This window comes from Streptomyces sp. NPDC014891, from assembly GCF_043081085.1.
Classification (GTDB): domain Bacteria; phylum Actinomycetota; class Actinomycetes; order Streptomycetales; family Streptomycetaceae; genus Streptomyces.
This window is the reverse complement of record NZ_JBIBWF010000002.1, coordinates 666,319-691,433: the sequence shown is the minus strand read 5'-3', so window position 1 is coordinate 691,433 and position 25,115 is coordinate 666,319. Positions and strand designations below refer to the sequence as shown.

Below are 25,115 nucleotides of genomic sequence, written 5' to 3'. Positions count from 1 at the left end.
CATGAACCACTGCCCCCGCCCGGAATGTCCCTCCGGCCGGGGGCAGTTCCATGCCCGGCAACGGGACCCGGACGCGCACCCGGACGCCGCCGCGGCCGGCCGGCACGGCGCACCGGCCCGGGCGGGGGACGGCGCTCAGGCCGGCAGCGGCTCCGAGCCGATCAGCTCCGCGATCCGGTCCGGCGCCACGGCCCGCGAGTACAGCCAGCCCTGCCCCGTGTCGCAGCCGATCCTGCGCAGCCGGCTCGCCTGGCCCGAGGTCTCGACGCACTCGGCGGTGACCGTCAGCCCCAGCCGGTGCGCCAGCTGCACCAGCGCCTCGACGATCAGCTCGTCGGCCGGGTTGGCGTGTTCCTCGTCCTGGAAGCCCCGGACGAACGAGCCGTCCAGCTTGAGCACGGAGACCGGCAGCCGGCTCAGATAGGCCAGGTTCGAGTAGCCGGTGCCGAAGTCGTCGATCGCGATCCGCACCCCCATGTCGCTCAGCGCCTGGAGCGCCTGGAGCGGCCGTCCGGCGGAGCCCATCACCGCGGACTCGGTCAGCTCCAGCTGGAGCAGGTGCGGGGCGAGGCCGGTCTCCGCGAGGATCCCGGCCACGTCGGCGACCAGGTCGGAGTCCCAGACCTGGCGGACCGCCACGTTGACGCTGACGAAGATCGGGCGCTCGTCCGGACGGTCCTTCTGCCACTGCCGGGCCTGCCGGCAGGCCGTGCGCAGCACCCAGCGGCCGAGCTCCACGATGGAGCCGTCCTCCTCGGCGATCCCGACGAACCGATTCGGCGGCAGGGTGCCGAACTGGGGGTGGTGCCAGCGCACCAGCGCCTCCACCCCGCGCACCGCACCGTCCGTCAGATCCACCAGCGGCTGGTACTCCAGGGCGAACTCCCCGCGGTCCACGGCCGGCCGGAGCGTGGAGGAGAGCGACTGCCGGGTCATCCGGTGCGCGTTGCGCTCCGGGTCGAAGAAGGTCCAGCGGGCCTTGCCGTCCGCCTTCGCCCAGTACAGCGTGGTGTCGGCGTCCTGCATCAGGGCCGTCGCCGTCGTGCCGGCTCCCGAGCGCTCGACCACGCCGATCGACGCGGAGACCGAGAGCCGCCGGCCGCCCAGATCGAAGGGTTCCTGGAGGGCGCAGAGCACCGAGCGGGCCAGGTCGGCCAGTTGCTCGGTGCCGGCGGAGTCCTCGACCAGGATGGCGAACTCGTCCCCGCCGAGCCGGGCCACCAGATGACCGCCGCTGCGGGTGTAGCCGTCGCTGTCCGCGCACTCCGTCAGCCGGGCGGCCGCGGCGGCGAGGAGCCGGTCGCCGATCCGGTGGCCGAGGGTGTCGTTGACCGCCTTGAAGCCGTCGAGGTCCAGGTAGCAGAGGCCGATCCGCCCTGTTCTGCCATACCCGTACGACTCGTAGGAAGAGCTGATCGCCCTGCGGCGGGCCGCCGTTCCCGCCGTGCCGCCCGCCGTGCCCGCGGCGCAGGGGGTGCTCGCGGTGCCCGCGATGGACGCGGCGCTCGCCATGTCGGCAGCGTCCTGCGCCGAGGACTCCAGGGCGGCCGAGAGCCGCTCGAAGAACAGGGCGCGGTTGGGCAGCCGGGTCACCGGGTCGTGCATCTGGAGGTGCCGCAGCCGCGCCTGGAGCTCGCGCCGGTCGCTGATGTCCGCGATCGACACCAGGACGCGCGGACTGTCGGGCACCGGGGCCACCGTGACCTCGACCCACAGCGAGCGGCCGTCGGAGTGCTTGAGGCGGCGGGTGCAGCGGAAGCGGGAGCGCCGGCCGCGCAGCACCTCGCGGTACGCGTGCCAGGTGCGCCCGTCGGACGCGAGGTCGACCAGGTCGGCGGCGGCCTGGTCCCGCAGCGCCTCCGGCTCGGCGCCGAGGAGCGCGCCGAAGGAGTCGTTGGCCGTGACGACGACGCCGTTCTGGTCGACGACGGCCATCGCGAGCTGGGAGACGCGGAACGCGGCGCGGTAGTCCCGGAGTTCCGAGGGGGAACAGCCGACGCGGTGCTCGGCGCCGTACGGGGGGTGACGCTCCGTGAGTGCGGACTCCGCCGCACGCGTCTCCGGCGGCTCTGGGTGCACCGGTCCTTCGGGGGTTCCGCTCACGCTCGCTCCCGTAGTGCAGTCGGGCCGGTCGCATGGGGTCGGAACGGTCGGCCGAGGAAGAGTGTGCCGATCATAGAGCCCGTACGGGGGAGCGTTCCAGCTCCACGGGGCCTCCGGGGGACGGCCGGCCCTGTGAGGCAGGCCACCGGAACACCCCGCCCGATCGTTTCTGCTCGGGTCTGACACGGGTCGATGACGACGTGACCGAATGTGACTTTCCGTGAGCTGAAGCGCGTCCGTGTCGCGTCGACGCCAGGGCGCGCCCTCACCCGACCGGGGCAGCGGAAACATGCGAAACGTCGCAAACCATCACAAGGTGGTTGAGGTGTCCCGCATTCCCGAACCGGAGGTCCACGTGAGGGGTCAGCAGCCACTCGGGGGAGTGGAACGCTCACGGCTGCGTGCCGGCGCGGCGGCCCTCACCTCGTTCGCCGCGCTCGCGGCCACCGGGCTCGTCGCCGGGCCCGCCGCCGGAGCGCCGGCGGCCGGCCCCTGCGTCCTGCCCCGCACCGCGGCCCATCACTCGCTCGGCCTCGACACCTGGAACAGGTCGTACCCGCGCCCCGACCGCCCCCTCGACGCGGTCATGGTCTTCCTGTCGTTCCCGGACTCCGAGCCGCTCAACGACCCGGCCGAACTGGCCGCCGACCACTTCCCCGCCACCAGCGAGTTCTTCACCCGCGCCTCCTACGGGCGGTTCACCCTGCGCACGCACACCCAGCGCGTCTGGACCCCCATGCCCAAGGAGTCGAGCGCGTACGACATACGGCGCGACTGGGACGCGGGCCAGCGCGCCGCCTACCTCCGGGACGCGATCGGCGCCGCCGACGCGAGCGTCGACTTCTCCCGGTACGACATCGTCTACCTGGTCGCCGACCCGGACGCCCCCGGTGTGGACTCCGACGCGACCAAGGTGGTCAACCTGGACAGGCCGATCGAGGTCGACGGCACCGAGATCAGGCGGGTGGTCACCGTCTTCGAGCGGCACCCGCCCGACCGGAACGTGCTGGCGCACGAGACCGGCCACGTCTTCGACCTCCCCGACCTCTACCGCCGTCCGGCGGACGGCAAGGGCGACTGGGACACCCATGTGGGCGACTGGGACGTCATGGGCAGCCAGTTCGGGCTGTCCCCGGACCTCTTCGGCTGGCACAAGTGGAAGCTCGGCTGGCTCTCCGGCGCCCAGATCGCCTGCGTGCAGGGGGCCGGCCCCCGGATGGTGACCCTGGAGGCGACCGACGCCCAGCCGGCGGCCGGGACCACGCTCGGCACCCGGCTGGCCGTGGTCCGCACCGGCCCCGACAGCGTCCTCGCGATCGAGGCGCGGGGCCGGGCCGGGAACAACGCCGACACCTGCACCGAGGGCGTCCTCGTCTACCGGATCCGCGGCACCGCCGCCTCCGGCGACGGCCCCGTCGAGGTCGTCGACGCCCATCCGCGCACCGAGGCCTGCTGGGACCGCTCCGTCTACCCGCCGCTCGCGGACGCCCCGCTGGAGGAGGGCGAGACGCTCACCGTGCCCGGTACGGGGGTGCGGGTGGAGGTCGCGGAACGCACCCCCGCGGGTGCCTGGACGGTGCGGATCACCCCGCCCGCCGTCGGCTGACCGACGGCCCCCCCGGGGCGGCCCGGAAACACGAAGAAGCCCCTCGCTTCCGCGAGGGGCTTCTTCCGTCGGTGCGCCGCCAGGGACTCGAACCCCGGACCCGCTGATTAAGAGTCAGCTGCTCTAACCAACTGAGCTAGCGGCGCCTGCTGACGTCGTAGACATTAGCATCCGGATCGGCGGGAGGAAAAATCGATACCCGCACGTCGGCGGCGGATGCCGCCCGGGCGGCCCGCACGCAGGCCCAGAGCAGGACCTGGGGGCCGGGCAGCCAGGGACTGCGCGTGTCGGGCGCCACGAGCCAGCGGGGTCCCTCGCCGCCGGACGGCACCAGCGGCGGCACGGTCACCGCGTCCCCGACCCCGTGGCAGAGCGGCCGGGGGACGCTGTCGCCCCAGTCCTCCCAGTCGAGCAGGGCCGGCAGCCGCTGGGCCGTGCCCGGCGCGGCGAACAGCATCATCCGGCCCCGGTGCACCGCGACGGGCCCGGACCCCGGGCCCTCCTCCCAGAGCCGGTCCAGCATCCGGCGGCCGAAGACCGGGTCCACGTTGACGACGTCGAAGACCGTTCCGCAGGGCAGTGCCGCCGGGGAGGACGGCCGCGACTCCCAGCGGGTCAGCGCGGCCTCACGGCTCCCGGTGGCGGAGGTGAGCCAGGAGGCGCCGTCGGCGGTCACCCGGGCGGTCTGGTGCCGCCCCTCGTCGCCCTCCCCGGGGAACCGGAGGATCCGGGGCACCCAGGGAGTCCGGGTGATGTCGTGCGGGGCCTCGTCGCGCGTCCACGTCGTCATGCTCCAGATCTACCGGGCGTCACGGAACGGTCGCCGAGAGTTCACGGAATCCCGGACAGGCGGGGAGGGTGAGGGGTATCGTGCCCACCCGGCATATGCCATGGGTGGTTTTCCGGCCATGTGCGACGAGGTCCCCGGGCGTAGGCGACGAAGCCCCCGGGCAGGCTCCGTGAAGCCTGTCCGGGGGCCCGGGCGCGGGGCGGCTCAGTCCTCCGCCGGCCGCCCGTTCGTCCTGATCAGATCGCGGCCGAACTCGATCATCTTCCGGGCGTAGTCCTCGGTCCACTGCGCCCGCTCGGCGACGTCCGCGGGCGTCAGCCGGTCGAACCGGCGCGGGTCCGCCAGCTGCGCCGCCGCGATCGCCTGGAACTCGGTCGCCCGGTCCGTCGCCGCGCGGAACGCCAGCGTCAGCTCCGTCGCGCGGGACAGCAGCTCCCGCGGATCGTCTATCGACTCCAGGTCGAAGAAGTGCTCCGGGTCGGCGGTCGCCTCGGCAGGCTCGAAGACCAGCGGTGCCGGCCTGAGCCGCCGCTGTCCGCTCCGCTCCGCGGGTTCCGCCATCGTCGTTCTCCTCTTCGCGTTCACGTTCACGAGGGACGCGCCGGCGCGTCGCGCACCGGCCCTCCGCATACGGGCGGCCCGGAACCCCGGGCCGCTCTCCATTGTCCCGCGCCCCGCAAGAGGGCGTCGGCGCGCGGTGCGCCGTCAGCCGTCGAGGCCGCGCAGGAGCAGCCGCAGGCCGCCGAAGAACTCCTGGTCCGGGTCGACCTCGCCGGCCGTCCGCGCGGTCCGGGCCAGGTGTGGGAACCGGTCCTCGGGCAGGGCGGCGATGGCCGAGGTGCCCGGGCCGGCCAGCGGGCCGAGGTGGGCGAGCTGGATGGCCCCGGTGACGTACCCGTGGATCGCGCGCAGGGCGACGACCCGCTGGGCGCCGTCCACCCCGGCCTCGGTCAGGATGCCGAGCACCGTCTCCGACCAGAGCAGGCCGCCGGGGGCGCGGTGCCGGTGGGCGAGGGTCAGCGGGAGGGCCTCCGGGTGGCGGACGACCGCGTCGCGCAGCCGTCCCGCCATGGTCTCGATCCGGTCCCGCCAGGGGGCGTCCGCGGGGGGCGGGTCGGTGTCGAGGCCGTCCAGGACGCGGTCGACCACGAGTCCCTCCAGCTCCTCGCGGTCGGCGACGTAGCGGTAGAGCCCCATCGGGCTCGCGCCGAGCTCCCGGGCGACGGTGCGCATCGAGAGGCCGGCGAGTCCGTCGCGGTCGATGACGGCGAGGGCGGCGGCGGCGAGCCGGTCGGGGGTGAGGGAGCGGGGACGTGGCATGACGGTTGACAGCGTACGCCCTACGCCTACGCTATTGGGAGTACACCGTACGCCTACGAGGATGGTGTCCCATGCGCACGCCCCAGAACCCGCCCGCGAACCCCGCCGCCCCGCCCCGCGCCCGTCGGACGGCTCCCGGAGACCTCGTGCCGAGCCGCGTTCTCACCCCGGTGACCGGCCCCGCGCTGACCCTCCCGGACCCCGGACGCCCCACCCACGTGCAGTTCCGGCGCTTCGCCGGCTGCCCCGTCTGCAATCTCCACCTGCGCTCGGTGGCCCTGCGCCACGACGAGATCGAGCGGGCCGGGATCCGGGAGGTCGTCTTCTTCCACTCGCCCGCCGAGGAGCTCCGCGAGCACGTCGCCCATCTGCCGTTCGCCGTCGTCGCGGACCCCGGGAAGGTGTTCTACGCCGAGTTCGGCGTGGAGGCCCACCGCCGGGCCCTGCTCGACCCGCGCGGCTGGCCCGCCATCGCCGGCGGCGTGCTCCGCGACGCCTGGGAGCTGCTCCGGGGCCGGGGCAGGCTGCCGGCCGGGCAGCAGCCCGCCGGCCGGCTGGGCCTGCCCGCCGACTTCCTGATCACGCCCGAGGGCCGGGTCGCCGCGGTGAAGTACGGCGAGCACGTCTACGACCAGTGGTCGGTCGACGAACTCCTAGCCCTGGCGACCCGACCGGCCTAGGCCGTCTCTTTCGGATCTTGCCGGTCAAGCCCGCGTCGTCCGGTGCCTGGGGTCTCCCCAGGCCCGCCAGGGCCGAGGGGACGCATCGCAAGGCGGAGAGGTACCCGGGTACCGGGCGTACCCGGGTGCCTCGACAACGCGGCGAGGTGCGGTGCCGGGCGGCGCGGGTCAGGCAAGATCCGGAAGAGACGGCCTAGGGGCTGCCTTGTCGGTCAGGCCGGTTCAGGGGGTCCAGGTGACGCGGTGCTCCTCCAGGTGGGAGAGGACCGCGTGGTTCGCCTCCCAGCCGTCCGGGAACGACACGGCCGCGCCCAGCTGCACCGGCTCGGTCGACGGGTGGGCGTCGAGCAGGTCCGCGACGCCCGCCCGGCAGACCACGACGCACGCGTGCCGGTGCCGGCTGGCGAGCACGCACAGCCGGCCCGTCTCCAGGTGGAAGGCCGTCGCGTCGGGCCGGCCGGACAGCGGGTGGAGGACCACCGTCACGTCGTACTCGCGGCCCTGGAGCCGGTTCGCGGTGTCCACCGTCACGCCCGTGACGCCCAGCCCGGCGAGGGCGGCGCGGACCGCCGCCGCCTGGTCGCGGTGGGCGGTGCCGACCGCGACCCGGTCGGGCGTCAGCGGCGCGGGAGTCTCCGAGCGCTCGGAGACCGCTGCCCCGCCCCGGTCCAGGAGCCGGCGCACCACGACGGCGACCGCGCCCACCGCCTCGGGGTCGGTGCGGGGGGTGTGCCGGGCGGGCAGTTCGAGCAGTCCCCAGCCCGACTCCGCCGCCTCGTCGAGCACCCGGTCGGGCCCCGAGCCGTCCGAGGCGACCGCGAAGGAGAGCCTCCGGTCGCCGGGCCCGGTGCCGCTGCGGAACGGCGTGAACGGGTAGAACGCGTCCGAGACCAGCGGCGCCGCCGAGGCCGGCAGCCGCCAGGACACCGGAAGCCGGTGCTGCGGCAGGTCGGGGTTGTGCGCGAGCAGGGTGGAGACCGCGCTCGCCGACGGGTCGTACGAGAGCCCCGCCCACTGCTCGGCGCCCACCACCGAGAACGGGTCCAACTGCCCGGGGTCGCCCACGAACAGGGCCCGCTCGAAGAGCCCCGCCACCGCCAGCAGCGCGTCCGAGCGCATCTGGTACGCCTCGTCGACGATCGCGTGCGCCCAGGGCTCGACGTTCTTCACGTGCGCCCACTTGGCGGCCGTGGAGAGGACGACCGGCAGCCCCGCGAGCTCCCCCGCCTTCGCCGACTTCCGTACGTTCTCCAGGTCGTTCAGCGCCCGGTCGTACGGGTCGCTGTCGTTCGAGTGCAGCCGGCCGACCTCCAGGTCCGGCTCCTTCTCGGCGAGCCGCAGCACCAGGTCGTCCACCTGCGCGTTCGTCTGGGCCACCACCATCAGGGGGCGTCCCACCGCGGCCAGTTCGAGCGCCGCCCGCACCACGAGCGTCGACTTCCCGGCACCGGGCGGGGAGTCCACCACCACACCGCGCGCGGTGCCGTGCAGGGTGGCCGCGAGGATGTCCGCCGTCGCCCGGCCCGCGGCGGCCGAGGGATCGAACGGCGCCGCGTCGCCGACGGGCGGCTTCGACAGGTCGAACACGGTCACAGCACGTCCTCCGAGGTCACGGCGTCGGGCAGTTCCACGGCGTCGGCCCGCGGCGGACCGCCGTGCGTCCAGGGCGTCTCCTCCGCCTCCGGCAGCTGCGGCCCGACCCGCTGGTCGTGCTCGAACAGGGTGAAGGCGATCCGCTCGCCCTTCTCCGGCACCGAGCCCTCCGCGGGCTCCTTCGAGCGGCCCATCCGGTCGAGGAGCCGCAGCACCAGCGCCCCGTCCTCCTCGTGGCGCACGAACTCCGCCGACTGCGGCTTCCCGTCGAGCGAGCGGTACACCTTCACCTTCTCGCCCAGATGCGGCCGGTCCTCGGTGCGGACCGTGAGGAGCGGCCGCGGGGCGGGCCGCTTGGACTCCGTCCACGCCATCGTCACCTCGACCACCTCGGCCGCGAACGCCTCGCCCGACAGCCGCCGTCCGGCGAGCACCAGCGGATCGTCCAGGGCCTCCTGCGCCTCCAGCTGGCCCTGCGCCTGCTCCCGCGCGGCGAGCTTCCGGGCCGCCGTCACGGCGTCGTCCCGGCGCGGCTGCGGCGGCTCGCCCGCGGTGACCCGGTCCCGGTGGGCGGTGAACGACCAGCGGTCGCGGGTCCAGCGGTCCTCGACCCTGGCCCCCTCCGGCAGCTCCCGCAGCAGACCGACCGACCGCCAGACCGCGTCCCAGGTCGGCCGCAGCTGGGAGACGACCAGCCGCCGCACCTCACGCTCCGCCCGGTGCAGCTCACCGAGACCGCGCTCCGCCGCCTCGCCGTCCTCGGCCGCGCCGACCGCCTGCCGCGCCCGGTCGTACCGCTCGATCGCGGGCGCGAGCAGCCCGTTGTCGAAGGCGGGATCGGTGGCGGGCCCGGCGGGCGGACAGAACAGCTGCCCCCGCGGGTCCCGGCCCGTCTCGGCCCGCAGCGCCGCCTCGGCGCCCGGCTCCCCGTCGTACGGGTCGATCCAGGCGAGCAGCGCCCCCAGGTGCTGGTCCTCCAGCGAGGACTGGCCGGTCGCCCAGTGCCGGTTGAGCAGGTCGGTCGCGCTGAGCAGCAGCGAGGAACCTGGCACCCGGGCCCGGTCGCCGAAGTGCGTCAGCCAGCGCCCGAGCAGCGGGACGCGGGGCGGCGCGGGGAACGGCGTCTCCGGGTCCTGCTCGGCCGTCCGCCGGAACCGCGTGGACCGCCCCAGCAGCCGTACGTACTCGATGCCCGCCCGGCTCGGCACGATCAGCTGCGGCGCGTCCGCGCACAACTCGACCTCGACCTTCACCTTCTTGCCGGTCTCGGGGTCGACCTCGCTCTTCTCCGCCGCCTCGACGGCCTCGGCGAACGAGTCGACGTACGGCAGGACCTCCTCGGCCAGATCGGCCAGGAAGGCGAACCGCAGCTCCCGGTCCCGGGGCTGGGCCACCACCAGGAGCCGCGGCTCCTCCGGGTCGGTGCCGACGAGCGCCCCCAGCGGGGCGCCCGCCTCACCGGCCGTGGTCAGCGGGACGAGGACGAGCGGCCGCGCGGAGACCCGCCGGTGCCGGACGGTGGCGAGCGGCTGGGCGCGGCCGGACTCGACGGCCTCCATCCGGGCGAGGGTGGAGATCAGCGACATGTCCGCGCCTCCGTCCCCGCCAGGGCCTCCTCGCGCAGGGCCCGCGCCCGGCGGAGCGCCGCCACCGCGGGGTCGTCCGGATCCCCCTCCTCGCCCCGGGCCGCCCGGAGGACCGCGCCGACCGTGGTCAGCCCGCCCAGCTCGCCCCGTACCGAGCGGCCCAGGGTCTCCACCGCCTCCGCCTCCCGGGCCCGCGAGCGGCAGTGGAAGGCCAGCTCGCAGGCGGCCAGGCACTCCGGCGCGTACTGGTGCGGCACACACTCCACGGCCGCCGTCAGCTCCTCCGCCGAGCTCTCCGCCACGTCGAAGGAGACGCCGTCGGGCAGGGCGGCGGCGATCTCGTCGATGCGGGTCAGCCGGTCGAGCTGGCGGCGGGTCACCGACCGCTGCTTGCGGACGTCGACCACCGAGGCCGTCGGCAGGTTGGAGAAGTCCTTCGGGCAGACCAGGAGCACCGACTGGGCCACCCGGGCGCCCTCGGTCACCGCCGCCACCCGTTCGAGCGCGAGCACGTACACGGCGGCCTGCCGGGCCGCCGCGCCCACCTTCGAGGCGTCCGCCGCGCCGTCGACCATCGGGAAGGACTTGATCTCGACGACCGTCCACCCGCCGTCGGGGCGGACCACCACGGCGTCCGGTTCCAGGTAGACCGGCGAACCGGCCACCTCCAGGGCGAGCAGGGGATGGTCGAGCAGCGTCCACGCCCCGGCCGCGGTCGCCTCCCGCAGGGCGAGGGCCGTGCGGGCCACCCGCCCCTCGGGGCCGGCGGCCGCCAGCTCGGGCACGGAGACCGCGCCCGGCTCCTCGACGCCGATCAGGCGCAGCAGCTCGCGGCCGCCGTCGGCCTTGACCTTGGCCTCGAAGGAGTTCCCCCGGACGATCGCGAACTGGGACTGCCCGAAGGGGGCGGGCGAGCCGAGCTTCTCGGCCAGGGCGGACTTGTCGACGCCCGCGCCGTCGAGCAGGGCCCGGCGCCGGCAGCCGGGGTTGGCGGCCAGCGCCGCGAGGGCCCGCGCGTCGAGCGGACGCGGCGGTGTGGCCGGTCCGCGCAGCTCAGCGAGCCTCTCCCACGCTCTCGGCTTCGCTGGAGCAGGGGAGACCCCTGGTCGACGTGTCGTCTGCGGAGGTCGGGACGGTCCGCTGTCCGGGGATGCGCTCACCCGCGGAAGTCTCGCATCCGCCACTGACAACCGGGGGCGCTTCCGCCGTCCCGCGCAGTCGCCGGGCGAGCCGCAGCACGTGCGGGGTGAGGAGCAGACCGGCCCCCATGACGGCCGCGCCGGCGACCGCGTCCAGCAGGTAGTGGTTGGCGGTCCCCATCACGACCACCGTCGTGAGCAGCGGATACGCGACTCCGAGCGCCTTCGCGACCGGGGTCCGCCCGTACCGCCAGAGCATCACCCCGCACCACAGCGCCCAGCCGACGTGCAGGCTGGGCATGGCCGCGTACTGGTTCGTGAGACCGCCGAGCCCGCGCGGCGCGCTGGCCTCGCCGCCCCACCAGCCGTACGCGCTGAAGTGCGCCATCGTGTCGGTGAAGCCGTGCACCGGGTCGAGGAGCCGGGGCGGGCAGGTGGGCAGCAGGGTGAAGCCGGCCAGGCCGAGCAGGGTGGAGACCATCAGCCAGGTCCGGGCGGCCCGGTAGTGGGCGGGGCGGCGGCGGAAGAGCCACAGCAGGATCGCCGGGGTGACGAGGTAGTGCAGCGAGGCGTACGCGAAGTCCGCCGGGATCCCGAGGGCGGGCACGTCCGTGAACAGCCGGTTCAGCGGGTGCTCGGCGTCGATGCCGAGCAGCCGCTCCAGGCGCAGGATCGCCAGCCCGTGCTCCACGGCCGAGGCCTCGTCGCCGCGGACGAGCAGCCGCCCGCCCGAGTAGGCCGCGTACACGACCGCGATCAGTGCCAGTTCCGCCCACCAGCGTGGCTTGCGCATGTGAAGAGTTCCCCCCGACCGGTGACCGCCCCGGGGGAGGGGACGCCGGACGCCGCCCGCGGGTTGCCCCCACGTCACCGCGAATCCACGTGGGCGATGATGGGGAGAGGCACGTCCGCACCGTGAACCTCTGGAGATCCCTTCCCATGGCACCGCGCATCCTGCTCGCCCGGCACGGCCAGACCGAGTGGTCGCTCCTCGGCCGGCACACCGGCAGGACCGACATCCCGCTGCTCGACGAGGGGCGGCGCGGCGCGAAGCTCCTGGGCGAGCGCCTCCACCGGGGCCCCTGGCAGGGGCTTCCCGGCGTGGAGGTGCGCACCAGCCCCCTGGTCCGGGCGAGCGAGACCTGCGAACTCGCCGGCTTCGGCGACCGGGCCGAGCCGTGGGACGCGCTGATGGAGTGGGACTACGGGGCGTACGAGGGGCTGACCCCGCCGCAGATCCAGGACATCCGGCCGGGCTGGTTCATCTGGCGCGACGCGGTGCCGGACGGTGAGACGCTGGCGCAGCTGTCGGACCGGGCAGACGAGATCGTGAACTGGGCCCGCTCGGCCGACCGCGACGTGCTGGTCTTCGCGCACGGCCACATCCTGCGGTCGATCGGCGCCCGCTGGCTCGGCGAGGACGTCTCCTTCGCCTCCCGCATCCGCCTGGACCCGACGAGCCTGTCCGTCCTCGGCTGGGCGTACGGGGCGCCGGCGGTCGAGCGCTGGAACGACACCGGGCACCTGGAGTAGGCGCCCCGGCCGCCGGGGCCGGCGGCCGGTCCGCGGTCAGTACGCGGTCAGTACGCGGCGAGGGCCCGGCGGGTGTCGACGAGCATCCCCCGGATCCGCGCCGAGGCGATGCCCTCCAGGGAGTCCACCACCCGTTTCGCCTCCGCCTCCGCCTCGTCCGGGCGGCCCGCGTGCGCCAGGTTCTTGGCGAGGTGGGCGCGGTAGAGCGCCAGGTTCCGCGCGAAGTGCGGGTTCTGCAGGACCGCGGCCCGGTGGGAGTGCCGGGCCGCCCGGCCCCAGTCGCCGAGGGCCGACCAGCACTGGGCCTCCAGGGCCTCCCGCTCCGGCTCCCCGAAGAACGACATCCACTCGGGGTCGTCGTCGGCCGTGCCGCGGTCGAAGAAGCCGTGGGCGCGGCCGAGGGCCTGCTCGCAGGCCGACCGGTCGCCGAGTCCGGCCCACGCGGCCGCCTCCCGCAGCGAGAGCAGCGACCGCAGCCGGTCCGAGTCCAGTGTCTGCGCGGCCCGCAGGCCGGCCTGCGCGGCCCGGACCGCCTCGCGGAACCGGCCGGTGTCCCGGGCGAGGAACGAGGTGTTGCAGAAGGCGTGCGCCTCCAGGGCGGCGTTCCCCGACACGCGCGCGGTGGCCAGCGCCTCGGCGTAGTGCGAGCGGGCGTCCTCATGCCGGCCCGAGTCGTGGGCCAGCCAGCCCACCGAGAGGGAGAGCTCGCCGGCGCCCGCGTGCAGCCGGTCCTCGGTGGAGCGGCGGGTCATGGTGCCCGTGTCGAGCAGCGCGTAGGCGGCGCGGAGCGGATGGGCGGCGACCTTGTAGAGCCCGTCGGCGCCGTGCCGGTCGTCGAGCAGGCGGATCTGCCGTACGGCGTCCTCGACGGCCCGCACCTCGGCGTCGCCGATCCGGTGGGTGCCGCGGGGGGAGGGAATCGCGACGGCGGGGCCGCCGAGTCCCAGCGAGGCGGCCGCCAGGGTGGCGGAGCCGCTCGTCATGAATGCGCGACGCAGCACGTCGCTCTCCTCATCGTTCCGGGTCGGGAGTACCGCGGGAGCCGGAGCCCCGGCCGCGACCGGCTGCCGCCGGCCGCGCACCGTCTCCCGCGCGGAGAAGCCCAGGTCCGACAGATCCAGACCGGGGAACATGTGCAGGAAGACCCGCTCGTACGCGTAGTTGGGGCAACGGATCTCGCCCGCCTCCACGCGCCCGATGTAGCGGGCGTCGCACGCGACCTGTTCGCCGATCTCCCGCGCCGCCCGCCGGACAGCCGCGGCGAACTCCGCCGGCGAATGCTGCCCGCGGAGCCTGCGGAAGGCGAGATTGGGAACTGCCCGTGACGTCGCCATGGCCGAGCCCTCTCCTGTGCTGCCGGGTGGTCCGGCGGCAAGAACGTACCTGCTGTGACCGGACGGACACACAGAGTTTGGCTACAAATCGGATATCTCGCCTGCGATCTGCCATGAACTGCCATCCTTTGCGGCGGCATGGCGCCGTAGCCGTTGACGCGCACGGGCGTTGAACCGTATGGGAGAGACGGAACGTGTCTCCTCAGGAGCGAGGAGGGGTCCCATGTCGGAGATCGGTTCCCAGTCGGCCACGCGGCACGCGCCCGCCCCGGACGCCCGCGCGTCCCGGACCGCCCCCCAGGACAGGGCCCCCCTCCAGGCCGGCGCACCGCAGTCCGCGGAGCCCTGGGACCTGGTCACCGTGCCCGTCCGGCAGGGCCTGGAGGCCGTCGACATCCTGCGCCGCGGCGCCGTCCCGGCCGTCGGCCCCGTCGTCCACGACGGCACCTGTGACACCCTCGGCTTCCTCGTCCCGCCCGGCACGGCCGCCGGCTGGGACATGCCCGGCAGCGCGTGTACCAGGACCTCGGGCCGCGGCCTGCGCCTGCCCGAGCTCCCCGAGCTGCCGGAACCCGCCGGGGACGCGCCCCGCCCGGCCGGCTGGCTGCTGCCTCCGGGCGACGCCGACCCCGTCACCGACCCCGTCGTGCTGCGCGAGGCGCTCGGCGAGGCGGCCCGGCTCATCGAGGCGGCGGACGGCTGCCACTGAGCCCCGCGGACGCCGCCGCCGGGCCCGGGGGCCGCGCGGCGGGGCCGGGGCGAATGCCCCGATAATGGCCCTGTGGCCAGGAACAGACAGCGCGACCGGGCGTCCGCCGCCTCCGTCGTCGAGACCGTCGACGGCGGGCTCGCCGAACTCATACCCGACCGGGAGCGCCCCCGCGCGTGGACGCTGCTCATCGACGGCGCCCCGCAGTCCCACGTGGACCTCGACGACCCGGCCCACCTGACCTTCGAGTACCAGCGGCGCCTCGGCCACATCGCCGACCTCGTCGCCCCGCCGCAGCGGCCGCTCCAGGCCGTCCACCTCGGCGGCGGCGCCTTCACCCTCGCCCGGTACGTCGCCGCGACCCGGCCCCGCTCCACACAGCAGATCGTCGAACTCGACGGCCTCCTCGTCCAGCTCGTCCGCCGCGAGCTGCCCCTCGACGCCGGGGCCCGCATCCGGGTCCGCTCCACCGACGCCCGCGCCGGGCTCGCCAAGGTCCAGGACGGCTGGGCCGACCTGGTCATCGCCGACGTGTTCAGCGGCGCCCGCACCCCCGCCCACCTGACCAGCACCGAGTTCCTCGGCGAGGTGCGCCGGGTGCTGCGGCCCGGCGGCTTCTACGCCGCGAACCTGGCCGACGGTCCGCCGCTGACGCACCTGCGCGGCCAGATCGCCACGGCCGCGTCCGTCTTCCCCGAACTGGCCCTGGCCGCCGATCCGACGGTGCTGCGCGGCCGGCGCTTCGGCAACGCGGTGCTGCTCGCCTCCGACCGGGAGCTCCCGGTGGCCGAGCTGACCCGCCGGGTGGCCACCGACCCGCACCCGGGCCGGGTCGAACACGGAAGGGCGCTCGCCGACTTCGCCGGGGGAGCGGCGCCGGTCACCGACGCGAGCGCCAAACCCTCGCCCGTACCGCCCGCGTCCGCCTTCCGCTGACCGCGGGGGCGTCGGTTCAGAGCCGGCGGTCGTCGATCTCCACGCGGGGCGCCGTGTCGTGCCAGACGCAGAAGACGGAGAGTTCGCGGCCCTCCCCGGTGAACGTCACCCGGATCCAGGTCGTCTGCTTCCACACCTGCATCCGCCAGCCCGACGCGGGGGTCGCCGAGACCAGTTCGGCGGAGTCCGCTCCCATGTCGAAGGTGACCCGGCCGCCGTCCACCGTGTAGGTCTTCACGTTCGAGCCGGTCGAGGGCGCGGTCGTCGCGGGGGGCGGCTCCGTCGTGGGCCGCGGCGTCCGGGAGGGGGTCGCCGACGGCGTCGCGGCGGTCGCGCCCGTGCCGTCGGGCGTCGGCCTCCTCGTGACGGCCGCGGTGGGCTCGACGGTCTCGGGCCGCCGGGTCGAGGAGGTCAGCGGATCGCCGCCGACCGGGGCCGGTTCGTCCGCGCCGCCGGCCGGGAGGGGCAGTGCGCGCGGGGGGTCGTACACCGTTCCGGACAGGACCGTGTGCACTCCCCACCAGGAGAGCGTGACCGCCGCGCCGGTGGCGAGCGACCAGGCCAGGGCGTGAACGAGTCCTCTTCGCATCGGGGCCATACTGCACCACGCCGCCGCGGTCCCCGCCGCAGGGTGCGCCGTGCCGCGCGTTCGCCCGAATGGCGTACGGTGCGGCCCATGGCAAGTGTGCTCGTGGTCGAGGACGACCAGTTCGTGCGCTCCGCCCTCATCCGCCGGCTCTCCGAGGCCTCCCACACGGTACGGAGCGTCGGTACGGCCCTGGAGGCGCTGCGCGAGGTCGCCCATTTCCGGTTCGACGTGGTCATCCTGGACCTCGGACTGCCCGATCTGGACGGGTCGGAGGCGCTCAAGATGCTGCGCGGGATCACCGATGTACCGGTGATCATCGCGACCGCCCGGGACGACGAGGCGGAGATCGTCCGGCTCCTCCACGCGGGCGCCGACGACTACCTCGTGAAGCCCTTCTCGGTCGACCACCTCTCGGCCCGGATGGCGGCCGTCCTGCGCCGGGCCCGGTCCGCCGCGGGCGAGGCCCCGCCGCCCCGGGTGATCCGGGTCGGCGGGCTCACCGTCGATCCGCTGCGCCGTCAGGCGGAGCTGGACGGGAGCCCGCTGGACCTCACCCGCCGCGAGTTCGACCTGCTGGCCTTCCTCGCCGGGCGGCCCGGTGTCGTCGTCCCCCGCAAGGAACTGCTCGCCGAGGTGTGGCAGCAGTCGTACGGCGACGACCAGACCATCGACGTACATTTGTCATGGCTGCGGCGGAAATTGGGTGAAACGGCCGCCCGGCCCCGCTATCTGCACACCCTGCGCGGGGTCGGCGTGAAGCTGGAGCCGCCCCGGGAGACGCAGCCGTGAGATGGGCGCTCGTCAAGGTGTCGCTCGCCGTCACCGCCATGGTCGTCGTCGCCTTCGCCGTACCCCTCGGGCTCGTCGTCAAGGAGATGGCCCGCGACCGGGCCTTCTCCAACGCCGAACGGCGGGCCGCCGGCCTCGCCCCCGTCCTCGCCATCACCACCGACCGCGAGGAACTCGACAAGGCCGTCGCCACCACCGAGGACGGGGCCGCCGGACGGCTCGCCGTCCACGTCCCGGCCGCCGAACCCGGCGACCCGGGGCTGGAGATCGGCACCCGGCGGGCCGGCGCGGCCGAGCTCGCCGCCACCCGCCGGCTCGGCCGGGCGTCCATCGCCGAGGTCCCCGGGGGATTCGCGCTGCTCCAGCCCACCGCGCTCAGCAGCGGCCAGGTCGCCGTCGTCGAACTCTTCGTCCCCGAGGGCGAGGTGTCCAACGGCGTCGCCACCGCCTGGCTCGTCCTGGCCGGCGTCGGCATCGCCCTGATCGTCGGCTCCGTCGCCGTGGCCGACCGCCTCGGCGTCCGGATGGTCCAGCCCGCCCAGCGGCTCGCGGGCGCCGCCCACGACCTCGGCGAGGGCAGACTCGGCGCCCGCGTCCCCGAGGAGGGGCCGCCCGAACTCAAGTCGGCCGCCGTCGCGTTCAACTCGATGGCCGACCAGGTCGTACAACTCCTCGCCAACGAGCGGGAACTGGCCGCCGACCTCTCCCACCGGCTCCGCACCCCGCTCACCGTCCTCCGGCTCAACGCCGCCTCGCTCGGCTCCGGCCCGGCCGCCGAACAGACCCGCGCCGCCGTCGAGCAGCTGGAGCGCGAGGTCGACATCATCATCCGGACCGCACGGGACGCGAAGCCGCAGACCCAGGCCACCGGCCCCGGCGCCGGCTGCGACGCCGCCGAAGTGGTCCGCGAGCGGATGGAGTTCTGGTCGGCGCTCGCCGAGGACGAGGGGCGCCTGGTCCGCGTCGCCGGCGTCGACCGACCGGTCCGCATCCCCGTCGCCCGCCCCGAACTCGTCGCCGCCCTCGACGCGCTCCTCGGCAACGTCTTCCGGCACACCCCCGAGGGCACGGCCTTCTCCCTCGACGTCCACAACGGCGAGGACGCCGTCATCGTCCTCGTCTCCGACGCGGGCCCCGGCATCGCCGACCCGGCCGCCGCGCTCGCCCGGGGCAACAGCGGTTCCAGGGACGGCTCCACCGGCCTCGGCCTGGACATCGTGCGGCGGATGGCGGAGACCACCGGCGGCGACGTCCGCCTCGGGCACTCGGTCCTCGGCGGCACGGAGGTCCGGATCTGGATCGGCCTCGACGGCCGCGGCACGGGCGGCACGGCCGGCCGCCGCGGCCACCGGCCCGCCCGCCGCCGACGCGGCGGCGGCTCCCGGCGGGCCGCCGAGGGCTGACCGCCCCGGCCCGCCCGCCAACCTTTCGTGGTCCCGATGCCTTCCTTAAAGGGACCCTAAGGATCCCCACCCGTGTCCCCGGACGCCGGTTTGTCCCCTTCCCGGTCGCTAGCGTGCTGCCGCACCCCCTCACCACCCCCGGCACACAGAGGCAGGCACGCGATGGGCACCAGTTCGCACCGGCGCAGGGCGAGCGCCAGGACCAAGGCCGTCGGAGCGGTCGTCGCCGCGGCCGTCGTCGGCGGGGCCGCCTTCGCGCTCACCGGTACGGCCCAGGCCGCCTCGGTCGGCGCCGCCTACACCAGGACCAGCTCCTGGACCGGCGGCTACACCGGCCAGTACGTCGTCACCAACGAGACCTCCGCCGTCCAGACCGACTGGACCCTGGAGTTCGACCTCCCCGCCGGGACCACCCTCGGCTCCCTCTGGAACGGCGAGCACACCGTCTCCGGGCGCCACGTCACCGTGAAGCCCGCCGACTGGAACAAGCGGCTGGCGCCCGGCGCGTCCGTCACCGTCGGCTTCACCACCGGCTCCGCCGGACAGGCCGGCGACCCCGCCGGCTGCCTCATCAACCGGGCGGCCTGCTCCGCCGGAGGCCCCGCCCCCACCCCCAGCGGCCGCCCCACCACGACCGCCCCCGCGCCCACGGCGACGCCGAAGCCGACCGCCACGGCCACCACGAGCCCCCGGCCCACGGCCACCGCGACCACGGCGCCCCCCAAGCCCACGGCGCCCCCCACCCCGACGCCCACCGCGACCGCGACCGGCGCGCCCGCCACCGCCGCCCGCTACGCGCCCTACGTCGACACCTCGCTCTACCCGGCGTACGACCTGATCGCCACCGCCGACGCCACCGGCGTGAAGGAGTTCAACCTCGCCTTCATCACCTCCGGCGGCACCTGCGCCCCACTGTGGGGCGGCGTCACCGACCTGGCGAACGACCGGGTCGCCGCCCAGATCGGCGCCCTGCGCGCCAAGGGCGGCGACGTCCGGGTCTCCTTCGGCGGCGCCGCCGGGCACGAGCTGGCCCTCAACTGCTCCTCCGCCTCGGCGCTGGCCGCCGCCTACGGCAAGGTCGTCGACCAGTACCGGCTGACCAAGGTCGACTTCGACGTCGAGGGCGCCGCGCTCCCGGACACCGCCGCCAACACCCGCCGCTCGCAGGCCATCGCCCAGCTCCAGAAGTCCCACCCCGGCCTCAACGTGTCCTTCACCCTGCCGGTCATGCCCGAGGGCCTGACCCAGCCGGGCGTCGACCTGCTGGCCGACGCCCGCCGCAACGGCGTCCGCATCGACGCCGTCAACATCATGGCGATGGACTACGGACCGGCCTACAGCGCCGACATGGGCACGTACGCCGTCCAGGCCGCGACCGCGACCCAGGCGCAGATCAAGGGCGTCCTCGGGCTCTCCGACGCGGCCGCCTGGAAGGCCGTCGCCGTCACCCCGATGATCGGCGTCAACGACGTCGTGAGCGAGGTCTTCAGGGTCGACGACGCCACCCAGCTCGTCGACTTCGCGAAGTCCAAGGGCATCGGCTGGCTCTCGATGTGGTCCTCGACCCGGGACAAGCAGTGCCCGGACGGCGCCGTGAACCGCGCCGACGCCACCTGCTCCTCGATCCTCCAGCAGCCGCTGGCCTTCACGAAGGCCTTCGCCGCCTACAAGTAGCCCCCCGGACCCGCCGGTCCGCCCCCAGGAACCACTGCGCCCCCCACACCGCGCGCCCCGGCCGGAGACACCCCACCTCCCGGCCGGGGCGCGCACCCCCGTGTCCGCGGCCGTCAGGCCCCGGCGGCCCGCCACTCCTCCGCGTAGTCGTTGAAGATCGCCCGCAGGTGATGGCCGATCTTCAGGTAGTCCAGGTCGTCGAGGTTGGCGAGCGACACCCGGACCGACCACTCGGGGCCGTCGAAGCCGCCGCCGTTGAGGAGGACGACGCCGGTCTGCTCGGCGAGGCGGAACAGCGGGTCGACCGGCTCGTAGTTCTTCTCCAGGAAGTCCGCGAACTTCTTCCCGTGCACCCGCTCGGCCTCGGCGAGCAGGTCGAGCTCCACGTAGTAGCCGGCCCGCTTCACGTCCTCGGCGATCTTCATCTGGGCGCCTTCGAGGAGCAGGTCGAGGCGCTGCCGGACGATGCCGCGGATCCTCTCCTTGTAGGCCTGGCCCTCGGGCAGCAGGTCGAACAGCGAGAACAGCACCATCATGACCTGCTGGGGGAGCGAGAGGCCCGCCGTGTGGTTGAGGGCGACCTGGCGGGAGTCGGCGACCAGACGGTCGATGAACCGGATCCGCTCCGGCTCCAGGGACAGCGTCCCGTACCGCTTGTTCAGGAGCTCCTTCTCCGCCGCCGGCAGGTTCGCCAGCATCTCGTCGAGGACGTTGTCGTCGTGGAGGCCGATGACGCCGAGCCGGTGCCCGGTGCAGCCGTAGTGCTTGGAGTACGAGTAGACGAGCAGCGTGTTGCGGGGCAGGTCCGCGGCGATCGAGCGGAAGCCCTCGACGAAGGTGCCGTACACGTCGTCCGTGACCACCAGCAGGTTCGGGTTGCTGGTGGCGACGATCTCCTGGATCTGGCTCGCGACCCGGTCGCTCAGCGCGAGCGACGGCGGGTTCGAGGGGTTCACCAGGCAGACCATCTTCACCGAGGGGTCGGCGAGCTTGGCGACCTCCTCGGCCGGGTAGCGCCACTCGCGGACCCCCGTCTCGGTGAACAGGCTCGCGTTGACCGTCACGACGTCGAAGTCGTACGTGTCGAGCTCGGGGATCTCGATGTACGGGGTGAAGACCGGCACCATCAGGGCGATCCGGTCGCCCTTCCGCAGGATCCCGTTCTTCATGAGGGAGTCGAAGATGTAGCACATGGCGGCGGTGCCGCCCTCGGTCGCGAACAGCGACATGGTCCCGGCGGGCGGCCGCTTGCCGAACATCTCGTCGTCGAGGTAGCCGCGGACGATCCGCTCGGCGTGCGGCAGCATCCGGTCCGGCACCGGGTAGTTGTCGCCGATCGAGCTGTCGGTCAGCTCGTGCACGAACGCGTCCTTGCCGAAGCCGAAGCGCTCGATCGCGTACTCCACGCAGCTCTGCAGCAGCTCGATGCCGGGCAGGTCCGGGTGCCGCCGCACGAAGGCGTCGAAGCGGTCGCCGGAGCCCGGGAGCTCCGGCATGCCGCCCAGGTCGTCGGCGGTCCAGACGCGGCGCGACTCGGAGAGCGCGAAGTGGCCGAGGGCGAGGAAGGCCTCGCGGGGGCCGGTGGCGACCCAGTTCGGGTTGCCGCGGCCCGCGTTGAGCATCTGGGTCTGCGACTTGTCCTTCTGGCCGGGCTGGTCGGCCTGGGCGGCCTGCGCGAGCCTGATGAACTTGTCCTTCAGCTCGAACGGCGAGAGCTGCGCGAAGGACTGGATCTCCTCGCGGGTGAAGGTGGTCCTGGGCACGGTGACTTCCTTAGGTGCGAGAGGGGGCGGGAGGTCGGCTCAGTGGTTGAGGATGACGATCACGGCACCCCAGATGGTCAGCAGGACGTTGCCCACCGCGTAGGGGATCGTGTAGCCGAGCGTGGGGATCTGGGACCGGGACTGCTCGTTGATCGCGCCGATCGCCGCGGTCGTCGTCTGGCCGCCGGCCAGGACGCCCATCAGGATCGGGAAGCGGATCTTCTGGATGTAGTGGCCGACGCCGAAGCCCACCAGCAGCGGCAGCACCGTCGCCACCGCGCCCCAGACGAGCAGCCCCCAGCCGGCCGTCGAGAGGCCGCTGGTGAAGCTGGGGCCGGCGTTGATGCCGACGACCGCGACGAAGAGGCAGAGGCCGAGGGTGTCCATGAACCACTGGGCGCCCGGCGGCACGTTGCCGTACGTCGGGTACTTGCCGCGGATCCAGCCGAAGACCAGACCCATGATCAGCGCGCCGCCCGAGGTCGACAGCGAGATCGGCACCCCCGACACGGTCAGCGCCGGGATGCCGATGCAGCCGCCCAGGAAGATGCCGAGGCCCACCCAGAGCATGTCGGTGGCGAAGGAGGTCGGCACGGGCTTCCCGATCGCCCGGCCGGCCGGGTCCACCAGGCGCTTGGGTCCGGTGAGGACCACCGTGTCGCCGCGCTCCAGGGTCGTGGACAGCCGGTAGGGGAACTCCGCGCCCGAACGGTAGACCTTGTCGACGTACACGCCGACCATGAACGGCTCGCGGCGCAGGTCGGCGATGGACGTGCCGAGCCGGGCCTTCTCCGAGGCGACGACGTGCAGGGTCTCCGTCTGGTAGCCGAGCAGCTCCACGTCGTCGGTCTCCGGACCGATGTGGGTGCGGGCGTCGAAGTCGACGAGCGAGCCGCGCAGGGCGCTGACGGCGACCACGTCGCCGGAGCGCAGCACCGTCTGCTGGTCGTGGTCCAGGATCACGCCCTCGCGCCGGACCCGGGTGATGTAGATGCGGTGCCCGAGCTGCTTCTGCTGGTTCTCGAAGTCGTCGATGGTCCGGCCGACCAGCGGCGAGCGGTCCATCCGGTACGCGCGCAGGACGACCTCGTAGTAGCCCTCGGCCAGGTCGGGGTCGTCGGCGGGGGCGTCGAGCTCCTTCGCCATCCGCGCGGACTCCTCGGCCAGATCCCGCCTGTACAGCTTGGGCAGGACGTTCGCGAGCAGCATCGCGCAGAGGATGGTGCCGAGCGGGTAGGTGACGGCGTACCCGATCGCGACGAGGTTCTCCTCGGTCTTCACCTGCTCGGCGGAGAGCCCCGGCAGGGTGCCGATGGCGTCCTGGGCGACACCGATGACCGCGGACTGGGTGAGCGCGCCGCCGAGGAGGCCGGCGGAGAGGCCGGGGCCGTAACCGAGCATCACGGCGAAGCCCCAGGACACGAGGAGCCCGGTCACGCAGACGACGACGGCGTTGACGACCTGCGGGATGCCGTCCTTCTTCAGGCCGCGGAAGAACTGGGGGCCGACCTTGTAGCCGAGGGCGAAGAGGAACATCGTGAAGAAGAGGTTCTTCACCGTGCCGTCGATGGTGACCTTGAACTGGGCGCCGAGGAGCAGGCCGGCCACCAGGCAGCCGGTGACGGCGCCGAGCGCGATCGCCTTGTAGCGGAGCTTGCCGAAGAGGAAGCCGAGCGCGACGGTCAGGAAGACGAGCAGCTCGGGGTGGGGCTGGAAGATGTTCCGGTTCAGGAAGTCGATCATGTGTTCCTCACGCTCCGAGAATGCCGACGAGCAGCGGTCCGGTCAGGGGCAGGAGGAAGTTCGAGAGCGTGTACGTGATCGTGTAGCCGAGCATCGGTACGGAGCTCTGGGCGACCTGGGTCACCGAGGTGATGGCCGGGGTCGAGCACTGCTGGCCGGCGATCGCGCCGATGAGCAGCGGTTTCTCGATGTGCAGGAGCTTGCGGCCGACGAGGAGCGAGATCGTCGCGGGGATCAGGACCATCGCGATCCCGGCGAACGGCAGCAGCGCCCCGTACTCCTTGAGCAGCGGCCAGGCCTGCGGGCCCGAGACCAGGCCCGTGCAGGCGATGAAGATCGCCAGGCCCATGTCCTTGAGGGTGGCGGCGGCCTGCGGAGGGAAGGCGCCGAAGGTCTGCGTCCGGGAGCGGAACCAGCCGAAGAGCAGGCCGGAGATCAGGCAGCCGCCGCCGGTGCCGAGGGACATGGGGACGTCGCCGAACTCGACGACGACCTGCCCGAGGAGCGAGCCGCAGACGATGCCGAGGCCCAGGTAGATGAAGTCGGTGGCGTCGTTCCTGACGACCGCGCCGACCTTGGACGCCAGCTTGCCGAGGCCGGCGCGGGCGCCGACCAGGGTGAGGACGTCGCCCCGTGCCACGACGGTCTCCGGGGTCGCGGGCAGGTGCTGGTCGTTGCGGAGCACGTCCGTCACGTACACCCCGCCGGAGGAGAACTCCGGGTGCTCCCGGGAGAGGGTGTCCAGGGACTTGCCCGCCGCGCTGCGGTCGGTCAGTGAGACCTGGGTGGTGGCGAGGGGCGTGTCCAGCCCCGGGACGGCCGGGGTCTCGGGGCCGATGACCCGGCCCGCCTCGATGATGTTGGCGCGGCGTCCGACGGTGAGGACCAGGTCGGAGAGCGTCAGCTCGAAGTCGGGCGGGGGAGGGGTGAGGACCTTGCTGCCCCGCTTCACCGCCTCCACGGTGACGCGGCCGCCGAGCGCGTGCTCCAGGTCGGCGACCCGGGTGCCGTCGGCCTGGGTGACCAGGAACGTCCGGCCGACCATGCCCGGCAGCGCCTCGCGCTCGTCGTCCTCCAGGCCGCCGCCGGAGCCGCGCATCTTCTCCCACAGCTCGCGGCAGGCGTCGCGGAGGTTGATCCGCATCATCATCGGCATGATCTGGCTGGTGTAGATGACGATGGTGATCAGGCCGAAGAGGTAGCAGACGGTGTACGCGGTGGCCACATGGCCCTGGTACTGGGTGATCTGCTCCTGGGTCAGGTCGGACAGGTTGCCGATGGCCTCGGTGGCCGTGCCGACGACGGCGGACTCGGTGGCGGCCCCGGCGAGGATGCCGGCGGCGGTGCCGACGTCCAGGTCGAAGGCCTCGGCGAGACCGAGGGCGATGCCGACGACGCAGACGACCTCGATCAGGCAGAGGGCGAAGAACCGCAGGCTCTTCTTGTTGAGGTTCGCGAAGAACTGGGGTCCGGCCATGTAGCCGAGCGAGAAGATGAAGAGCGCGAAGAAGATCGTCTTCACGTCGTCGGAGATGGTGAGCTTGGTCCAGGCGCCGAGCAGCAGCGAGACGATCAGGGTTCCGCAGATGCCGCCGAGGGTGATGGGACCGACCCGGAGCTTGCCGACGAGGTAGCCGGCGGAGAGGCAGAGGAAGAGGGCGAGTTCGGGGTTGTCGCGCAGGACTCCCATCCGCCCTCACCCCGCCCAAGCAGGGCGAATGGTGAGGATATTGGACATAAGGGGACGCTAACAGGGTGACGGCGGAACGTGGTCAACGCCTCACCCGAACGAGTGAGCTAGTGAGAGGTGCTCGACTCGCGCGGA

At 73.8% G+C, this 25,115-nt stretch carries 21 protein-coding genes and 1 tRNA gene; 8 read left to right on the top strand and 14 right to left on the bottom strand.

Going from position 1 to position 25,115, the window contains the following annotated elements; translation table 11 throughout:
* Positions 1 to 135: 135 nt before the first annotated feature.
* Entirely contained in the window at positions 136 to 2,103 is a 1,968-nt protein-coding gene (locus tag ACF09E_RS07630) for a putative bifunctional diguanylate cyclase/phosphodiesterase (RefSeq protein ID WP_392204316.1), read from the bottom strand.
* A 355-nt stretch (positions 2,104 to 2,458) separates the two neighbouring features.
* Between ACF09E_RS07630 and ACF09E_RS07625 the strand changes: the two genes are divergently transcribed.
* Complete coding sequence (locus ACF09E_RS07625) at positions 2,459 to 3,709, top strand: M6 family metalloprotease domain-containing protein (RefSeq protein WP_392204439.1); 1,251 nt, start codon at positions 2,459 to 2,461, stop codon at positions 3,707 to 3,709.
* A 72-nt stretch (positions 3,710 to 3,781) separates the two neighbouring features.
* Here ACF09E_RS07625 and ACF09E_RS07620 read toward each other — a convergent pair.
* The 4 genes from ACF09E_RS07620 to ACF09E_RS07605 all read right to left on the bottom strand — a co-directional run bounded on the left by ACF09E_RS07620 (position 3,782) and on the right by ACF09E_RS07605 (position 5,819).
* Positions 3,782 to 3,855: transfer RNA gene (locus tag ACF09E_RS07620), tRNA-Lys, on the bottom strand.
* Positions 3,846 to 4,499: a bifunctional DNA primase/polymerase gene (locus ACF09E_RS07615; protein WP_392204315.1), complete on the bottom strand. Its 654-nt coding sequence runs from the start codon at positions 4,497 to 4,499 to the stop codon at positions 3,846 to 3,848. The genes ACF09E_RS07620 and ACF09E_RS07615 overlap by 10 nt, the downstream gene beginning before the upstream one ends.
* 204 nt (positions 4,500 to 4,703) lie before the next feature.
* On the bottom strand, positions 4,704 to 5,060 hold the full coding sequence (locus ACF09E_RS07610) for a hypothetical protein (RefSeq protein ID WP_361853045.1): 357 nt from the start codon (positions 5,058 to 5,060) through the stop codon (positions 4,704 to 4,706).
* Positions 5,061 to 5,204: 144 nt separating this feature from the next.
* The gene (locus tag ACF09E_RS07605; protein WP_361853048.1) at positions 5,205 to 5,819 is read right to left on the bottom strand and encodes a TetR/AcrR family transcriptional regulator; all 615 of its coding nucleotides are present in this window, start codon (positions 5,817 to 5,819) and stop codon (positions 5,205 to 5,207) included.
* Between the two features lie 71 nt (positions 5,820 to 5,890).
* Here ACF09E_RS07605 and ACF09E_RS07600 point away from each other — a divergent pair, with 71 nt between their 5' ends.
* Positions 5,891 to 6,499 carry a peroxiredoxin-like family protein gene (locus ACF09E_RS07600; protein ID WP_392204314.1) on the top strand — a complete coding sequence of 203 codons (609 nt, stop codon included), beginning with the start codon at positions 5,891 to 5,893 and terminating at the stop codon, positions 6,497 to 6,499.
* 222 nt (positions 6,500 to 6,721) lie between these two features.
* On the opposite strand, the gene ACF09E_RS07595 is transcribed toward ACF09E_RS07600, so the two are convergent.
* From ACF09E_RS07595 to ACF09E_RS07580, 4 genes are read right to left on the bottom strand one after another with little or no spacing between them, the layout of a single operon-like run.
* Complete coding sequence (locus tag ACF09E_RS07595; protein WP_392204313.1) at positions 6,722 to 8,092, bottom strand: helicase; 1,371 nt, start codon at positions 8,090 to 8,092, stop codon at positions 6,722 to 6,724.
* Positions 8,089 to 9,678 carry a hypothetical protein gene (locus tag ACF09E_RS07590; protein WP_392204312.1) on the bottom strand — a complete coding sequence of 530 codons (1,590 nt, stop codon included), beginning with the start codon at positions 9,676 to 9,678 and terminating at the stop codon, positions 8,089 to 8,091. Before ACF09E_RS07590 ends, ACF09E_RS07595 begins: the two co-directional genes overlap by 4 nt.
* Positions 9,669 to 10,838: a hypothetical protein gene (locus tag ACF09E_RS07585; protein ID WP_392204311.1), complete on the bottom strand. Its 1,170-nt coding sequence runs from the start codon at positions 10,836 to 10,838 to the stop codon at positions 9,669 to 9,671. Before ACF09E_RS07585 ends, ACF09E_RS07590 begins: the two co-directional genes overlap by 10 nt.
* Positions 10,732 to 11,610 (bottom strand): phosphatase PAP2 family protein, encoded by an 879-nt coding sequence (locus ACF09E_RS07580; protein ID WP_392204310.1) that lies wholly within the window; start codon positions 11,608 to 11,610, stop codon positions 10,732 to 10,734. The genes ACF09E_RS07585 and ACF09E_RS07580 overlap by 107 nt, the downstream gene beginning before the upstream one ends.
* Before the next feature lie 146 nt (positions 11,611 to 11,756).
* Here ACF09E_RS07580 and ACF09E_RS07575 point away from each other — a divergent pair, with 146 nt between their 5' ends.
* Positions 11,757 to 12,350 carry a histidine phosphatase family protein gene (locus ACF09E_RS07575; protein ID WP_392204309.1) on the top strand — a complete coding sequence of 198 codons (594 nt, stop codon included), beginning with the start codon at positions 11,757 to 11,759 and terminating at the stop codon, positions 12,348 to 12,350.
* A 47-nt stretch (positions 12,351 to 12,397) separates the two neighbouring features.
* Here the strand turns inward: ACF09E_RS07575 and ACF09E_RS07570 are convergent, their stop codons facing one another.
* Positions 12,398 to 13,684, bottom strand: coding sequence for a tetratricopeptide repeat protein (locus ACF09E_RS07570; RefSeq protein ID WP_392204308.1), 1,287 nt, complete (start codon positions 13,682 to 13,684; stop codon positions 12,398 to 12,400).
* Positions 13,685 to 13,907: 223 nt separating this feature from the next.
* Between ACF09E_RS07570 and ACF09E_RS07565 the strand changes: the two genes are divergently transcribed.
* Entirely contained in the window at positions 13,908 to 14,393 is a 486-nt protein-coding gene (locus ACF09E_RS07565) for a hypothetical protein (protein WP_392204307.1), read from the top strand.
* A 72-nt stretch (positions 14,394 to 14,465) separates the two neighbouring features.
* Positions 14,466 to 15,329, top strand: coding sequence for a spermidine synthase (locus tag ACF09E_RS07560; protein WP_392204306.1), 864 nt, complete (start codon positions 14,466 to 14,468; stop codon positions 15,327 to 15,329).
* Between the two features lie 16 nt (positions 15,330 to 15,345).
* On the opposite strand, the gene ACF09E_RS07555 is transcribed toward ACF09E_RS07560, so the two are convergent.
* Complete coding sequence (locus tag ACF09E_RS07555) at positions 15,346 to 15,927, bottom strand: hypothetical protein (protein ID WP_392204305.1); 582 nt, start codon at positions 15,925 to 15,927, stop codon at positions 15,346 to 15,348.
* A 78-nt stretch (positions 15,928 to 16,005) separates the two neighbouring features.
* Here ACF09E_RS07555 and ACF09E_RS07550 point away from each other — a divergent pair, with 78 nt between their 5' ends.
* The 3 genes from ACF09E_RS07550 (at position 16,006) to ACF09E_RS07540 (ending at position 19,784) form a co-directional block, all read left to right on the top strand.
* Positions 16,006 to 16,707 carry a response regulator transcription factor gene (locus tag ACF09E_RS07550; protein WP_361853081.1) on the top strand — a complete coding sequence of 234 codons (702 nt, stop codon included), beginning with the start codon at positions 16,006 to 16,008 and terminating at the stop codon, positions 16,705 to 16,707.
* Positions 16,704 to 18,110: a sensor histidine kinase gene (locus tag ACF09E_RS07545; protein WP_392204304.1), complete on the top strand. Its 1,407-nt coding sequence runs from the start codon at positions 16,704 to 16,706 to the stop codon at positions 18,108 to 18,110. The genes ACF09E_RS07550 and ACF09E_RS07545 overlap by 4 nt, the downstream gene beginning before the upstream one ends.
* 162 nt (positions 18,111 to 18,272) lie before the next feature.
* A complete protein-coding gene (locus tag ACF09E_RS07540) occupies positions 18,273 to 19,784 on the top strand; it encodes a cellulose binding domain-containing protein (protein ID WP_392204303.1) in 1,512 nt (503 codons plus the stop codon).
* Between the two features lie 113 nt (positions 19,785 to 19,897).
* On the opposite strand, the gene ACF09E_RS07535 is transcribed toward ACF09E_RS07540, so the two are convergent.
* The 3 genes from ACF09E_RS07535 to aspT (ACF09E_RS07525) are packed head-to-tail and all read right to left on the bottom strand — an operon-like array spanning position 19,898 to position 24,980.
* Positions 19,898 to 21,547: a bifunctional aspartate transaminase/aspartate 4-decarboxylase gene (locus ACF09E_RS07535; protein WP_392204302.1), complete on the bottom strand. Its 1,650-nt coding sequence runs from the start codon at positions 21,545 to 21,547 to the stop codon at positions 19,898 to 19,900.
* A gap of 39 nt (positions 21,548 to 21,586) precedes the next feature.
* Positions 21,587 to 23,290: an aspartate-alanine antiporter gene (gene aspT / locus ACF09E_RS07530; protein WP_392204301.1), complete on the bottom strand. Its 1,704-nt coding sequence runs from the start codon at positions 23,288 to 23,290 to the stop codon at positions 21,587 to 21,589.
* Between the two features lie 7 nt (positions 23,291 to 23,297).
* Positions 23,298 to 24,980, bottom strand: coding sequence for an aspartate-alanine antiporter (gene aspT, locus ACF09E_RS07525; RefSeq protein WP_392204300.1), 1,683 nt, complete (start codon positions 24,978 to 24,980; stop codon positions 23,298 to 23,300).
* Between the last annotated feature and the right edge of the window lie 135 nt (positions 24,981 to 25,115).